This window comes from Rubeoparvulum massiliense (assembly GCF_001049895.1).
In the GTDB taxonomy this organism is placed as follows: domain Bacteria; phylum Bacillota; class Bacilli; order Rubeoparvulales; family Rubeoparvulaceae; genus Rubeoparvulum; species Rubeoparvulum massiliense.
Genome location: NZ_CVPE01000006.1, coordinates 1,097,536 through 1,113,097, shown reverse-complemented (window position 1 = coordinate 1,113,097; position 15,562 = coordinate 1,097,536). Strand labels below are relative to the sequence as shown.

The following is a 15,562-nucleotide window of genomic DNA, read 5'->3' as shown; positions in this document are numbered from 1 at the left end:
GGATGCCATAATTACAAGCATCCTCCTTTCTTTTTACGGAGTTACCAATACTACCAGCTTCCAAGGTGGAAATATTAGGATGATAAAGCTTCAAAATAAGTTCGACTAAGGTTCATAAATCTAAGAGATTTTACACTGGATGGTGTTGTAAAATATAGGATGAGGAAACAATGTTTCATAGGTTGGTACAAGTGTAGATCACAGATGTTGTTAGGCTTGAGGAAAGGTGTGACGTAGGTGTTTGAACGGCGAAAGGCAATTCCAGTAGAAGAAGCTATAGAACGAATTATGCAGTTTGCCAAAGAGGGGGAGGTAGAGCGTGTACCAATATTGCAATCCCATCACCGCTATTTGGCTGAAACCCTCGTTGCTACTCATGATGTACCCGCATTCGATCGTTCGCCTTTAGATGGCTTTGCAATCCGAGCAGAGGATACGCTTGAAGCATCCTCTGAGCATCCAGTGGAGCTAAAAGTTACAGAAACGGTGGGAGCAGGACATCTTGCATCTCGTCCGATCGCGAAAGGTGAAGCAATTCGGATCATGACAGGTGCATTAATTCCTGAAGGCTGCGATGCGGTAGTCATGTTTGAATTGGCTAAAGAAGTGGAACATCATGGTGAAGCTTATATTCAAGTTAAAAGGCAATTCAAGTCAGGGGATAGTATCTCTTTTCAAGGTGAGGATACAAAAAAAGGTACTGTATTAATTGAAAAAGGCAGAATCATTGACCCAGGTATTATGGCATTATTGGCCACTTTTGGCTATGCGGAGGTCTCTGTCTTCCGTAAACCAAAAGTAGGCATCTATGCAACAGGGACTGAATTGCTAGAGGTAGAAGAAGCGTTACAGCCAGGCAAGATTCGTAATAGTAATGCTTATATGGTTGCTGCTCAAGTGGAACGGGTTGGTGGCGAACCGATCTATTATGGTAAATTACCTGATCAATTGGATACCTGTTATACAGCTATTACCAAGGCATTTGATGAAGTAGATATCCTGATTACAACCGGTGGCGTTTCAGTTGGGGATTTTGACCTCTTACCCGAAATCTATAAAAAAATGGAGGCGGAGGTGCTATTTAATAAGGTGGCAATGCGACCAGGTAGTGTTACTACCGTTGCACAGAAAAACGGCAAAATTTTATATGGCCTCTCTGGCAACCCTTCAGCTTGCTATGTAGGGTTTGAGCTCTTTGCCCGCCCGGTTATTCGTACCATGTGTGGGTCTACACGCCCCTATCTCTGTTGTGAAAAAGCAATTCTTGGCTATGATAATTCAAAGCCAAATCCTTTTACCCGCTTTGTCCGTAGCTATACATGGATCGAGGATGGCGTTCTCCATGTGGGTTCAACTGGCCTCGATAAATCTGGCGCTGTAGTTTCACTTGGCGAAACAAACTCCCTTTTAATCTTACCAGGAGGTACAAGAGGATTTCAGAAGGGAGAGCAAGTTAATGTCCTCCTATTTCATGATAAAGGATGCGAACGCTTATGGACATAGGTAAGCCAATTCTACAGGTGGTAGGCTACAAGGATAGTGGTAAAACGACCTTGATCGTAAAGGTGATCCATGCCTGTAATATGGAGGGATGGCGGGTAGCAACGCTGAAGCACCATGGACATGGAGGACGTCCATTCATCCATGACAACGGCACCGATACTGCAAAACATCGTAATGCTGGTGCTATAGTTACTGGTGTAGAAGGAAATGGCACCTTTATTTTGCAAATCAATGCAGAGGAAAGCATCTCCTTCGAGCATCTTCTCAAGTTTTATCGTTGTTTGGATGTGGATTTTGTCCTTGTGGAAGGCTATAAAGAAGGTGCTTATCCAAAATTGATGCTGGTTCGTGAAGAAGAGGAGTTCTGTGTCGCTAGTAAGCTGGAGAATCTGCAGGCCATCATCAGTTGGGTGCCATTAGATAAAATTACATCCGTTGCTTATCAAGAGTTAAAAGAACGGATTCCTATCTTCCATATTGATGATGAACAAGCATACCTTACATGGATGATTGAAATCATTGCAAAAAAGGTAGATCAGAACGAAAATCGTAGTAATAACGCGTAAGGTGGAAAAACGAACAAGTTGAAAAAAGACGAGTCGCAGGAATAACGGCTCGTCTTTTTCTTTAAATACTTTATTCTTATGTTCAAGTTTTATGTCCAAATGTTGTATAATAGCTATATGAATTTCGTGTCATGATTTGCAAAAGCGTCAAAGATTAAAGATGAAGGAGGGTTTGTTCGCGTGCAATTGCAGCTTCTCGTGTTGGCACCATTGCTCTTTACCCTTTTTGTACCACTGCTTTATCGAAGGGTGAAGGCCATCCATGTTGGGTGGTTCGTACTACTTGTTCCCGTTCTCTTATTCGTTAGCTTTCTTCGCTTGTTACCACAGGTGGCGAATGGAGAGAGAGTCCTGCAGGACCTATCTTGGATTCCCTCCCTCGGTGTGAATTTTACGACCTATTTAGATGGTTTGAGCATCCTTTTTGCCTTGATAATTACAGGCATTGGTTCTCTTGTTGTTCTATATTCCATCTATTATCTCAACCGCAGTGAGCAGTTGGGACATTTCTATATCTATCTTTTGCTCTTCATGACGGCCATGCTCGGTGTTGTCCTCTCCGACAACATGATTGTCCTTTATACCTTCTGGGAGCTTACAAGTCTTTCATCCTTCTTACTTATTGGCTTCTGGTATCAGCGAGATAAGTCGCGCTTTGGTGCACAGAAGTCCTTATTGTTGACGGTTTTTGGTGGACTAGCTATGCTTGCAGGAATCGTGTTACTTTATACGATTACTGGTACATTCAGTATTCGCGAAATATTGGGACAAAAAGATATGGTAGCGGAGAGTGCGCTCTTTCTCCCTAGTATGCTCTTGATCTTACTTGGTGCTTTTTCAAAATCAGCACAGTTCCCCTTCCATATCTGGTTACCGGATGCCATGGAAGCACCAACTCCTGTTAGTGCTTATCTGCACTCGGCCACCATGGTAAAGGCGGGGATCTATCTGATCGCACGCTTTTTACCACTCTATGCTGTTCATGATTGGTGGTTCCCTATCGTTTCTGGGATCGGGCTGCTCACCCTCATCTGGGGGTCCTTCCTTGCGGTGAAGCAGACTGATTTGAAGGGCATTCTGGCTTATTCCACAGTGAGCCAGCTGGGCTTAATTATCATCCTACTTGGATTCTCTACGCCACTTGCCGTCACTGCTGCTGTTTTCCATCTCTTTAACCATGCAGCATTCAAGGGTTCACTCTTTATGATGGCAGGGATAGTGGACCATGAAACTGGAACACGGGATATCCGTCGCTTAGGTGGGCTCTTCTCATTCATGCCCATTACTGCAACAGTGGGCTTTATTGCAACCTTTGCCATGGCAGGGATTCCTCCCTTTAATGGTTTCCTTAGTAAGGAGATGTTCTTTGCTGCATCGGTAGAGTATGCTGGAACGTTAAATTGGGGCTTCCTACTTCCTGCTCTTGCAGTCCTAGGGAGTATCTTTACATTTGTCTATTCGATGATGCTCTTTTTTAAGGTGTTTCGTGGTGAGCTTCAGCTTGAGCAATTGGAGCAAAAGCCCCATGATCCACCGAAAGGGATGTTGATTTCTCCATTAATTCTTGTGGTTATTATCCTTACCATCGGGTTGTTCCCAAACCTGATCTCTGCGCCAATCCTTGCACCTGCAGTGGAAGCGATTACATTGATTCCCCAGGAACCTGTAGAGATTGAACATTTTCATGGCTTTAACTGGCCGTTAGCGATGACGCTTATCGTGATCGCAGTGGGAACCTTGATTTACTTAAGCTACCGAAAGTGGCTACATATCTATAATCATCTACCTGAATTCTTAACATGGAATGGTTGGTATGATCGGAGTCTTCGCGGTCTGGATCGGATTACAACAAGTCTTACCCGTATCCAAATGACAGGCTCTCTCCGTAATTATCTAGCGATTATTTTTATCTTTATTTTCGTATTGAGTGGCGGACTTCTCCTTACTACCGATAGTTTTGCATTCTCCACTTCGGACTTAGCTCCTGTTGGCTGGTATGAGGTTCTCTTGGCGCTTGGTGTGATTGCAGCAGCTATTACCGTTCCATTTCTCACATCGAGAATTGCCATGGTTTTAACCACTGGAGCCATCGGCTATATCGTTGTTCTTTTCTTTGTAGATTTCCGTGCTCCTGACTTAGCCCTTACGCAGCTTGTGGTAGAAACCATCAGCATGGTTCTTTTCCTATTAGCCTTCGTTCATCTACCACGAGTACCGAAAGAGAAAGGCAGTAAATCCTTAAAATTGAGAAACCTGCTGATTAGTAGCAGTGTAGGATTACTCGTGATGCTAATTGCAATTTCTGCTCATAGCACACGACTCTTTACACCCATCTCTGAGTACTTTATTAAGCACTCCTATGATCTAGCTGGCGGTCATAATATTGTGAATGTAATCCTTGTTGACTTCCGTGGTTTTGATACCATGTTGGAGATTCTTGTTTTGAGTATTGCTGGTCTGGGAATCTACTCGATGATCAAATTACGGAATAGAAAAGAGGATGATGTATGAGACTACCGCGATTAAATAATGTGATATTGGAAACTACCACAAAAGTCGTATCCTACTTAATCCTAGCCTTTGCCATCTATCTCTTTTTGGCAGGTCATAATAATCCAGGCGGTGGATTCGTAGCAGGTCTTGTCACAGCTTCAGCGCTGGTGCTTAATTATCTTACATTTGATATGGAGACCATCGAAAAGCGGAAGAACTTTCACTTCCGTATCATGATTGGGATCGGTCTTCTGTTGGCAGTTGGTACAGGGTTAGGAGGCGTATTGTTTGGACAAGCGTTTTTAACCCATGCATTTGGAATGTTTGATCTCCCGTTTCTTGGTGAGACAGAACTAGCAACTGCTACGATCTTTGATTTAGGGGTTTATTTCGTTGTCGTGGGTGTTACGATGACAATTATTCTTTCGATTGGAGCCGATGAATAATGGAATTACTCATGATTGTGGTAGTTGGAGTTCTTCTCACAGTGGCCACATATCTCGTGATGTCGCGTAACCTATTCCGGATCATTCTAGGCACGGTCATCTATTCCCACGGAGTTCATCTTTTGATTATGACCATGTCTAAGCTGAAACGAGGCGCGCCACCAGTGATTACTGATGGAGTAACAGCATATACAGATCCCATACCGCAGGCGCTTATCTTAACATCCATCGTCATCGGATTTGGCGTTACTTCTTACCTATTGGTGCTTGCTTACAGTATGCACAAGAAGCTGGGTACGGATGATATGGATGAGTTGAGAGGAGTCAAAGATGAATAATTTAATTGTGCTTCCCATTATCATTCCGTTTTTAACGGGGATCTTCTTAATATTCTTTGCTAAGCATGTTGTATTGCAACGGACTTTGAGTATTCTTTCGATTTTCGCTACGATTTTTGTTGCTATTATCGTTGGTAAGCAGATTATGACAGATGGGATACAGACACTCACCTTTGGAGGATGGCCATTACCTTATGGAATTGCTTTTGTTGCGGATATGCTGGCAATTGTCCTCGTGATTACTGCCAACATCGTAGCGGTAGCTGCGCTGATCTTTTCCTTTTCAACCATTGGGGAGGATCGAGAAAAGAGCTATTTTTATCCCCTCTTTCAATTTATGCTCTTAGGGGTTGTAGGCGCTTTTCTTACCGGTGACATTTTCAACTTATTCGTTTTCTTTGAAGTGCTCTTAATTGCATCCTATGTACTTATTATCATCGGAGGAAATAAGGCACAGTTTCGTGAAACGATCAAGTATGTGATCATCAATATCGTTTCGTCAACGCTCTTCCTCATTGCAGTTGCCTATCTATATGCAGTAACTGGATCATTGAATATGGCAGATTTAGCCCAACGTATTCATTCTGTGGAAGGTGAAGGGATCTTACTGGTTATCGCCATCCTTTTCTTCCTCGTATTTGCCATGAAGGGAGCCTTATTCCCACTCTATTTCTGGTTACCAGGTTCATATACAGTACCACCAAGCGCCATTGCAGCTCTGTTTGGTGGACTCTTGACCAAGGTCGGTGTTTATGCGATTATTCGTAGTTTTCTCATCATATTTGGTATGGATTCAGGCTTCGTCCAGCCCTTCTTCTTTGTCATTGCGGGTCTCACCATGGTGTTTGGAATCTTCGGTGCGATCGCCAGCAAGGATGTACGCTCTATCGTGGCCTATAATGTCATTGTTGCTGTAGGCTTTATGTTGATGGGGGTTGCATTTGGAACCACCACCGCCATTCAAGGTACCATCTTCTATATGGTGCACGATATGATCATTAAGGCTGGACTCTTCCTCTTAGCGGGGACCATTGGTTATGTAGCATCTACCCATGATTATCGTCAGATGGGTGGTTTAATCAAATCCTACCCTGCCTTAGGCTGGACGTTCTTCTTAGCAACCTTATCCTTAGCAGGTATTCCGCCATTTAGTGGCTTTGTTGGAAAGCTACTCTTAATTGAAGGTGGCTTTGAAGTGGAACAGTATTTGTTGGTAGGGATCAGCATTGCAGTCAGTTTCCTCATTCTCTACTCATTAATGCGCATCTTTATACATGGTTTCTGGGGCGTATCGAAGTTGAAGGAAGGGGAGCCGCGTAAAGCCATCGGTTCACTTCTTTTCCCAAGTATTTTCTTGGTAACCTTATCGATTATCCTCGGATTGGGAGCAGAATGGTTTATGCCAGTGTTTGAGACCATTGCAAAACAATTGAGTGATCCCACCATCTATATTGATGCGGTGCTAAAGGGGTAATGATAAATGGCATTTCAAATTGTGCTGAACCTTGCATTATCAATTGTCTGGGCATTATTAAATGATGATTGGTCTTTTGTCACCTTGGTTGTGGGCTATGTAATCGGGATGGGATTGCTCTATGTGTTTCATAACTTTCTACCTGGAACATTCTATCTAAAGCGTGTTTGGGCTTTTATCAAGCTCACCTTACTCTTTATTGTGGAGTTGATTAAGGCCAATATTACGGTGGCGAAGCAAGTGCTTTCACCGAAACTGAACATTCAACCAGGCATCTTTGCACTACCTACAGAATTGACGACAGAGTTCGAGATTACATTGCTAGCCAATTTGATCACTTTAACACCAGGCACATTAACAGTGAACATTGCACCTGAAGGGAATATTCTCTACATTCATGCCATGGATCTTCCTGATGTGGAGGAAGCGATTCGTTCCATCAAGGATACGTTTGAACGTCAGATTATGGAGGTGACAAGATGATTGAGATCATCGTCAACGTCGGTTTAGTCATCCTAGCGATATCTATCCTCAATTGTCTATATCGTGTCTTACGTGGTCCTACACGAGCTGATAAAGTGATCGCTCTCGACTCTTTAGGGGTCAACTTAATCGGTGTGATTGCCTTACTCTCGATGAAATTTCATACCGAAGCCTTTGCTGATGTGATTTTATTGTTTAGCATCTTGTCCTTCATCGGGACAGTAGCTGCATCAAAATACTTTGAAAAGGGTGTCATTATTGAGCGAGTACGTGATTAGTTTCATGCTGATTGTCGGTCTTTTCTTCAGCTTTTTGGGTTCTTTTGGCCTAGTACGCTTGCCAGATATCTATACAAGACTGCATGCAGCTACGAAAAGCTCTACCTTAGGAATTATCGGTCTTTTACTGGCCACTGGTTTCTATTTTTGGGATGTGGATAAACTCTTTGTCGGGAAACTATTATTAGGGATTATCTTCCTCTTTATGACATCGCCAGTGGGAGGACATATGATCGCACGAGCTGCATATCATCGTGGTGTTCCTCTAGCATCCATTAGTATTCATGATGATCTAAAGGAAAATCATACAGAGAAGGAATGAAAAAAGATTGGGAACTAGGCTTCCCAATCTTTTTTCGTAACCATTTAGGGAGATTGAACTTAAAGGGTGGGAGGCTAAAATTTTGCACCCATACGCTCTGAAGACTGCTGAATGCACGGTAGAATTTGATCCATCTGCTCGGATGTAAGGCGATTAGCGGGACCGGAGACAGTAAGTGCAGCGATGAGCCGATTGGACTTGGTTAAGACAGGAACGCTGATGGCTGCTGCCCCGACTTCACGCTCTTCGAAGCTTTTTGCGAAGCCTTGGAGCTGAACTTGAAGAATCTGTGCGCGATAAAGTTCTGGTTGAATGGATGAGGCACTAGCTAATTCATCGATCAACCTGCTTTGTACATCAGGTGCCTCATATGCAACAAGCACCTTACTTGATGCACCCACAATCAGGGGAAGACGAACACCCACAGGAGCTACACGTCGGATGGGCTGACGGCTTTCCACTGATTGAATGCGCAGGCGCTCATAGCCATCACGGACATAAAGACTGACCGTTTCATCCAATTCATCACGCAATTGCTCCATCTCAGATAGGCAGAGGAGTGCTGGATGCTGGGAGGTGTTCACCTGATTGGAAAGTTCCCAGATGCGGTAGCCTAATTGATACTGCTCGCCATCATCTTCTCGGATGATGAAACCGTTTTGCTCTAGCGTAGCGAGCAAGCGATAAGCAGTACTTTTATGAAGTCCTGTCTTGGTGGCGATCTGCGTTAGGGTTAATTCCCGTTCATCGAGAAAGCAGAGCAGAATATGTAAGGCTCTCTCCACTGCACGAACAGGTACTTTTTTCTCATGTTCTTGATTACTCATTATTATCACTCGCCTCATTTGTTTCGGAGTGTGAAACCACATTGTAATGATTATGATTATAATAAATAACCGAAGAACAGTAAAGTGAAAAAATCAAGACTTTAATTGAACTAAGTGCGAATAAGTTGTGAATTAAGGCTACCTTTCTGTTACGAGATCATGTATAATAAAAATGATTAAAAAGTAAAACACAGTTTCAACAGGTGAAACAACAAGCAAGGGATGTTAAAGGAGGGACCGTGAATGAAAGATGTTTTTAATGTAAAGCGTGATTTACAAGTTGGGGATCAATCATATGCTTACTATTCCTTGAAAGACTTGGAAGAGCAAGGATTCGGCCCTGTTTCTCGACTCCCCTTCTCTATGAAGGTACTCTTGGAAGCAGCAGTTCGGCAAGTAGACGGAAAATCTGTCACAGAAGAGCATGTCAAGCAACTAGCAAGCTGGAGTGAAGGAGCTGGCAAGAATAAAGAGGTACCATTCAAGCCTGCGCGTATTGTACTTCAGGACTTCACAGGTGTTCCAGCAGTAGTAGATCTTGCTGCTATGCGACAAGCCATGGCTGACGTGAATGGAAATCCAGATCGAATTAATCCCTTGGTACCTGTGGATTTAGTCATTGACCACTCTGTGATGGTCGACCAATTCGGTAATGACGATGCATTAGCATACAATATGAAACGGGAATTTGAACGGAATGAGGAGCGCTATAAATTCTTGCGCTGGGCAAAAGACTCATTCGAAAATTTCCGCGTTGTACCACCAGCTACCGGTATTGTGCATCAGGTAAACTTGGAGTACCTTGCCAAGGTAGCTCAGGTTAAGGAAGAGAATGGTCAGAAGGTTGTTTTCCCTGATTCCTTAGTGGGTACCGACTCCCATACCACCATGATCAATGGTCTCGGTGTACTAGGCTGGGGGGTAGGTGGAATTGAAGCGGAAGCAGGAATGCTTGGTCAACCCCTCTATTTCGTCACACCAGCGGTAATCGGATTTAAGCTAATCGGTCAATTGCAAGAGGGTGCTACTGCAACTGACTTAGCACTCACTGTTGTTCAGATGCTACGGAAAAAAGGTGTAGTTGGTAAATTTGTTGAGTTCTATGGAGATGGCCTCAGCAATATTAGCTTGGCTGACCGTGCTACCGTTGCCAACATGGCACCAGAGTATGGTGCAACCATGGGCTTCTTCCCAGTAGATGATGAGACACTTCAATACTTACGGAGCACCGGTCGTGATGAAGAGCTAGTTCAACTTGTGGAAGCTTACTATAAAGAACAAGGCTTATTCCGTGTCGATGGCATGGAGGCTCCACAATTTACGGATACTCTTGAGCTGGATCTTGCTACTGTGAAGCCAAGTCTATCTGGTCCTCGTCGTCCACAAGATCGTATCGATCTCGACGAGATGAAAGCAAACTGGCAAGCTACACTACAGAAGCCCATCCAAGATGGTGGATTTGGGGTAGCTGCAGATGCTATGTGCAAAAAGGTAACAGTGGAACATCCTAATGGTCAGCATTCTGAGCTAGGCACAGGTTCAGTGGTGATCGCTGCCATTACCAGCTGTACCAACACCTCTAATCCTAGTGTGATGCTAGGCGCAGGCTTGCTAGCGAAAAAAGCAGTGGAGCGGGGTCTTGTGAAGCCAGCCTTTGTGAAGAGCTCACTAGCACCTGGTTCCCGTGTGGTTACAGAGTACCTTACCCGTGCTGGTTTATTACCATACCTCGAAAAGTTAGGCTTCAATGTGGTAGGTTATGGCTGTACCACCTGTATTGGGAACAGTGGTCCTCTGCCTGATGAAGTGAGCAAAGCCATTGCTGACAACGATTTAACTGTGGCTGCTGTACTCTCAGGAAATCGGAACTTTGAAGGTCGGATCCATGCTCAAGTGAAGGCGAACTATCTCGCTTCGCCACCTCTTGTTGTGGCCTATGCCTTAGCTGGTAATGTGAATATTGACTTCAAGACTGAAGCCATTGGTCAAGATGAACAGGGTCAACCTGTGTATCTTCGCGATATTTGGCCTACTGCTCAAGAGATTGCCGAGGCATTTAAACAAGGAATGGACGCAGAGCTCTTCCGTCAGCAATATGCTTCCGTCTTCGATGCCAATGAGCAATGGAATCAGATTGAAGCACCGACAGGACAGCTCTATGATTGGGATGAGCGTTCTACCTATATTCAAAATCCCCCATTCTTTGTGGGATTAAAAGGTGAATTAGCGGATATTATAGAGATTCGTGGTGCGAAGGTTCTCGCTTTACTGGGGGATTCTGTAACCACAGACCATATCTCACCTGCTGGGAATATTGCTGTGGATAGCCCAGCTGGTAAATATCTACAGGAACATGGTGTGGAGGTTCGTGACTTTAACTCCTATGGGTCACGCCGTGGGAACCATGAGGTGATGATGCGCGGTACCTTCGCCAATATCCGTATTCGGAATCAGATGATTCCTGGTGTGGAAGGCGGTTATACAAAGTATCTGCCAACCGATGAAGTGATGTCCATCTATGATGCAGCCATGAAGTATCAACAAGATGGCACGTCGCTTGTTGTATTAGCAGGGAAAGAGTATGGTACAGGTAGCTCTCGAGACTGGGCAGCCAAGGGTACCAACCTTCTTGGCGTTAAAGCAGTTATCGCTGAGAGCTTCGAACGGATTCACCGTAGTAACCTCGTAGGGATGGGCGTGCTCCCACTACAGTTTGCTGGTAATACAGGCTGGAAGGACCTTGGTATCGATGGTACTGAAACCTTTGACATCCTAGGCCTCAGCAATGAGATTACACCAGGTCAAACAGTCAAAGTCGAAGCAAAACGTGAGGATGGAACAACCCTTCAGTTCGACGCCATTGTACGTCTCGACAGTGTGGTAGATATTGAATACTACCATAATGGTGGTATTCTTCAAACAGTTCTACGTCAGCTTCGTAAATAAGCGATTCATGAAGATGGTTCTGAACTGCCCCCTGTCAAGTAGACAGTGATAAAAGCAAAAATCGATAACACCAATCATTTTATGGTTGGTGTTATTTTTATGCAGTTAAATTGTGATGGTATTGCCTGTATTCCAAAGTTATTCAATCTTTTCAGCACCTGTGATCTTTGCTTGTAAATGAATCTACACTAAAATTACATATGCGAAAAATAAGAAATAAATGGTAATATGGTGTAAATCATTGGACTTGAAATCACGATTAAGGTTCAATTGGTGAGCACAACCACACTGTTTCAGGCCGATATAATAAAGGGGATGAGAAATCGGAAAATCGATCAATACTAATAATAAGCGCCACGGGGTATGAATGAGCCTCGTGGCGCTTAAAAGTAAATTATACTGCTTGCCTTTTCATCTTGATCGGTGGTGTTCCCACAATCCAACGCCCGCCTGGTACACGCTGTAACACAAAGACAGAGACGAAGGAGATCAGGGTGACCATCACAAAGAAGATGGCAAAGTTAAAGGCCATATAATTGGTAACAAAGATAGGAGCAAGGAAATGATTATAAAAATCGATGCTGAAGAAATGGATAAGGTAGATACCGAATGAAGTACGACTAAAAGCATGCATTCCATCCGCTAGTAAAGGTAAGTAACGTTGAATCAATTGAACCCAAAAGATGAAGAAGATAAAGATTGGGAATGTATAGAAATACATTAAGGGTCTTGCTGAACCTAAGGGTTCCAGATTGCTGAGAAGATGTTCACCCCACATCGCAGCAAAAGCAGCAAAGCCTAAGAGATTCACTAGCCAAGGATGGGCTTTGACCCAATTCTTGATCGATTCCCAATAGTAAGCTGCATAGAAGCCAAAGACGAAATAAGGCATCCAGAACAGCGCATTAGCATGGTAACGATAAGCGACAAAATTTAGCCAGGGTGCATCGATCCAATGATAATAGTAGGATGCAAACAGCATAAAAAGAACACCGGTTAAACCAATGCTAAAAATCCAAGGATGCTTCTCCACCTTCTTCATCACCCAGAAAAAGAGGGGAAAGATGAGATAAAATTGGAAGATGGCAGAGATAAAGTAAAGATGACCAGCTGCGGTTCCATAGAGCAGGTGATGGAAGATCCGAGCTGGATACTGATCAAGGGGTACCATCATCTGATAAAGATAGTCGTAGAAGAAGGTGTAGGCCATTGTAAACACCGCGTATGGGATGAAGATTTTCAACACGCGAGAGCGGTAGAATTTGCCTACCTCTAGTGGCTTACGCAAGTATTTATTACTCAAGAGAAAGGCACCGATCATAACGAAGATGGGTCCACCAAAGCGAGCAAGCTGATTAGGAATGGCATTGACCCAATGGTACTCACTCACCATGAAGGGAGCCGATGTATGGATGAGTAAAATAGATAGACATGCGATTGTACGTATCAGTGATATTTCGGGAATCAGTTTCATGAGTTCACCTCCTGAAGAATTGAGTGGTCACTTTTCACATTATATCGAAAAAAATGGCTTACCAACAGGGAAAAGGTATGAAATAATAGAAATCATGAGGTGATGTCGATGAATTGGAATCAGATCTTTCGCATTCAACGTAATCTTGATGAACGAATTATTCAAGAACACCAGCTTGAAGGACAAAATTTATTACCAGCCAAAGTCCTCGCTCTCCAGGTTGAATTGGGAGAGCTAGCGAATGAAACAAGGTGCTTTAAGTATTGGAGTAACAAGCCATCCTCCCCGAAGGAGGTTGTACTTGAGGAGTATGTGGATTGTCTCCACTTTGTTCTAAGCATTGGTTTGACATGTGGCACAGAGCAAGATGAATTTGGTACATTAACACCAGCCTCTTCTGTTACGCTTCAGTTCCGCCAGTTGTTTTCCCAGCTTGAGCGCTTTACCCAATCTCCCAATGTGGAAGAGTACCGCAACTTAATGGAAGATCTACTCACATTGGGCATGATGCTCGGCTTTACAGAAGAAGAGATCGCTCAGGCTTATTTGAAAAAGAATGAGATTAATCATCAGCGTCAAGATCAAGGTTATTGATCTCAGTAGGTTTACTAACAAAGAAACGCAAGAGTCGTTTAATCGACTCCTGCGTTTTCTTTGTTGTTGAGATGATGAAGCTTATCTCAACAGCTTATTTACCTTCAATGGAAGCCCATTTCCAGTCTTCATCATAACCAAATTGGTGACGAATAACATTTTTCACATAAGGTTTCTTCAAGTAGGAAACAGATTTGAAGAAGACAGGTGCGATGGCAGCGTCATCTTGGATTAAGATTTTTTCTGCATCAACCATGTATTGAAGACGTTTTTCTGGATCTGCTTCTACACGAGCAGCAGCAATTAATTGGTCGAACTCAGCATTGGACCATTTACCATCATTGTTAGGACCATCTGTTACGAATACATCAAGGAATGTCATAGCATCCCAATAGTCAGGACCCCAGCCGGTAAAGAAGATATCGAAATCGCCATTCTGTTTACGCTCTTTAACAGCTGCAACAGGGAGGTTTTCGATCTTCACATCGACCCCGATCTTCTTATAGTTCTCTTTTAAGAACTCAGCGCCTTTAATACCAGAATCATTGTCATAGCCGATATAAGTAATGGTAGGAAGCTTATCCATACCTAACTCTTTTAAGCCTTGTTCAAGATACTCTTTTGCCTTAGCTTCATCATAAGTGACGAGGTCACCATTTACTTCACGGAATGATTTACCACCTGGTCCAGGAATACCTTCTGGAACGAGACCAGTTGCTACCTTAGCACCGTTATTGAGAATAACATCAATATAGGCTTGACGGTCATAACCGTATGAAAGTGCCTTACGAATGTTGGCATTTTGGAGAGCAGGGTTCTTTGTATTGAAGATAATCCAGAAAAGGTTCGCTTGTGATTCTACATTAAATTCTGGGCTATCTTGATACATAACTACTTGCTCGCGGGCTAAGCCTGTTTGGTCAAGGCTACCTTCCTCATAGAGGGAGAGAGCAGCGTTACCATCTTTAATAATATCTAAAGTGATAGTATCAAGCTGAACGGTTTCTGCATCCCAATAATTTTCATTTTTAGCCAAAATAAGCTTGTTATTATGATTCCATTCTTTTAGGACAAATGGACCATTATATAGTAGCTTATCGGCATCAGTACCGTACTCTGCACCTTGTGCTTCAACGAAATCCTTCTTAGCTGGGAAGAAGGTTGCGAATGCCATTAAGGATTCAAAGTAAGGTGTTGGGTTCTTTAAAGTGACTTGTAATGTTTTTTCATCAACAGCCTCTACTTTGGACACATGGTCGTTCACGATATAGCTGTAGATGGCAGCTACATCAGGAGAGGTTGCACGATTCCATCCATAGACAAAGTCGTCTGCAGTGACAGCAGATCCATCACTCCATTTAGCATCGCGAAGATTGAAAGTCCAAGTTAAGCCATCCTCGGATGTTTCCCAGGTTTCAGCCATCCCAGGTACTACTTTTTCATTTTCACCAAGACGAACCAAGCCTTCCATTACATTAGCAACAACAGTAAACTCAAAGGCATAGGAGATCTTTTGTGGATCAAGTAATGGTTCATCGCTGATCATTAAATGTAGCTCTTGAGGAGTAGCCTCGGTGGCTGTGTTCTCTTCTTGAGCTCCTTCATTCTTATCATTTCCACCGCAACCTGCTAATACAACACTAAACAGCATGATGGTTGCAAGGAAAAGCAAAGATGCTTTACGCAAATTCATGTAGAATTTCCCTCCTAGACGTCTATTTGTAACAGTGTGTTACATAGTGCGAGACTTATTGTAACATTGATAAGATTCTTTGTCCATGATGAGAGCTTGGAGTAATTGTGGCATTTTTTAGTATG

At 43.3% G+C, this 15,562-nt stretch carries 14 protein-coding genes; 11 read left to right on the top strand and 3 right to left on the bottom strand.

What is annotated here, in order from left to right; translation table 11 throughout:
- Nucleotides 1-237 precede the first annotated feature (237 nt).
- The 9 genes from BN1691_RS13190 to mnhG all read left to right on the top strand — a co-directional run bounded on the left by BN1691_RS13190 (nt 238) and on the right by mnhG (nt 7,903).
- Entirely contained in the window at nt 238-1,503 is a 1,266-nt protein-coding gene (locus BN1691_RS13190) for a molybdopterin molybdotransferase MoeA (protein ID WP_048602633.1), read from the top strand.
- On the top strand, nt 1,494-2,069 hold the full coding sequence (gene mobB, locus BN1691_RS13185; protein ID WP_048602632.1) for a molybdopterin-guanine dinucleotide biosynthesis protein B: 576 nt from the start codon (nt 1,494-1,496) through the stop codon (nt 2,067-2,069). Before BN1691_RS13190 ends, mobB begins: the two co-directional genes overlap by 10 nt.
- A gap of 186 nt (nt 2,070-2,255) precedes the next feature.
- Nucleotides 2,256-4,580 carry a Na+/H+ antiporter subunit A gene (locus tag BN1691_RS13180; protein ID WP_048602862.1) on the top strand — a complete coding sequence of 775 codons (2,325 nt, stop codon included), beginning with the start codon at nt 2,256-2,258 and terminating at the stop codon, nt 4,578-4,580.
- The gene (locus BN1691_RS13175) at nt 4,577-5,008 is read left to right on the top strand and encodes a Na(+)/H(+) antiporter subunit B (RefSeq protein ID WP_048602631.1); all 432 of its coding nucleotides are present in this window, start codon (nt 4,577-4,579) and stop codon (nt 5,006-5,008) included. Before BN1691_RS13180 ends, BN1691_RS13175 begins: the two co-directional genes overlap by 4 nt.
- Entirely contained in the window at nt 5,008-5,346 is a 339-nt protein-coding gene (locus BN1691_RS13170; protein WP_048602630.1) for a Na(+)/H(+) antiporter subunit C, read from the top strand. Before BN1691_RS13175 ends, BN1691_RS13170 begins: the two co-directional genes overlap by 1 nt.
- A complete protein-coding gene (locus BN1691_RS13165; protein WP_048602629.1) occupies nt 5,339-6,820 on the top strand; it encodes a Na+/H+ antiporter subunit D in 1,482 nt (493 codons plus the stop codon). The genes BN1691_RS13170 and BN1691_RS13165 overlap by 8 nt, the downstream gene beginning before the upstream one ends.
- Nucleotides 6,821-6,826: 6 nt before the next feature.
- Nucleotides 6,827-7,303 (top strand): Na+/H+ antiporter subunit E, encoded by a 477-nt coding sequence (locus BN1691_RS13160; RefSeq protein WP_048602628.1) that lies wholly within the window; start codon nt 6,827-6,829, stop codon nt 7,301-7,303.
- Nucleotides 7,300-7,581: a Na(+)/H(+) antiporter subunit F1 gene (locus BN1691_RS13155; protein WP_048602627.1), complete on the top strand. Its 282-nt coding sequence runs from the start codon at nt 7,300-7,302 to the stop codon at nt 7,579-7,581. Before BN1691_RS13160 ends, BN1691_RS13155 begins: the two co-directional genes overlap by 4 nt.
- Complete coding sequence (gene mnhG, locus BN1691_RS13150) at nt 7,553-7,903, top strand: monovalent cation/H(+) antiporter subunit G (RefSeq protein ID WP_048602626.1); 351 nt, start codon at nt 7,553-7,555, stop codon at nt 7,901-7,903. The genes BN1691_RS13155 and mnhG overlap by 29 nt, the downstream gene beginning before the upstream one ends.
- A gap of 74 nt (nt 7,904-7,977) precedes the next feature.
- Here mnhG and BN1691_RS13145 read toward each other — a convergent pair whose 3' ends face one another.
- Nucleotides 7,978-8,730, bottom strand: coding sequence for an IclR family transcriptional regulator (locus BN1691_RS13145; RefSeq protein ID WP_048602625.1), 753 nt, complete (start codon nt 8,728-8,730; stop codon nt 7,978-7,980).
- Between the two features lie 243 nt (nt 8,731-8,973).
- Between BN1691_RS13145 and acnA the strand changes: the two genes are divergently transcribed.
- Nucleotides 8,974-11,676: an aconitate hydratase AcnA gene (gene acnA / locus BN1691_RS13140; RefSeq protein WP_048602624.1), complete on the top strand. Its 2,703-nt coding sequence runs from the start codon at nt 8,974-8,976 to the stop codon at nt 11,674-11,676.
- Nucleotides 11,677-12,070: 394 nt separating this feature from the next.
- Here acnA and BN1691_RS13135 read toward each other — a convergent pair whose 3' ends face one another.
- The gene (locus BN1691_RS13135) at nt 12,071-13,150 is read right to left on the bottom strand and encodes an acyltransferase (RefSeq protein WP_048602623.1); all 1,080 of its coding nucleotides are present in this window, start codon (nt 13,148-13,150) and stop codon (nt 12,071-12,073) included.
- A gap of 108 nt (nt 13,151-13,258) precedes the next feature.
- On the opposite strand from BN1691_RS13135, the gene BN1691_RS13130 reads away from it, so the two are divergent.
- Nucleotides 13,259-13,744, top strand: coding sequence for a dUTP diphosphatase (locus BN1691_RS13130; protein WP_048602622.1), 486 nt, complete (start codon nt 13,259-13,261; stop codon nt 13,742-13,744).
- A 94-nt stretch (nt 13,745-13,838) separates the two neighbouring features.
- Here the strand turns inward: BN1691_RS13130 and BN1691_RS13125 are convergent, their stop codons facing one another.
- A complete protein-coding gene (locus BN1691_RS13125) occupies nt 13,839-15,437 on the bottom strand; it encodes a peptide ABC transporter substrate-binding protein (protein WP_048602621.1) in 1,599 nt (532 codons plus the stop codon).
- Nucleotides 15,438-15,562 lie beyond the last annotated feature (125 nt).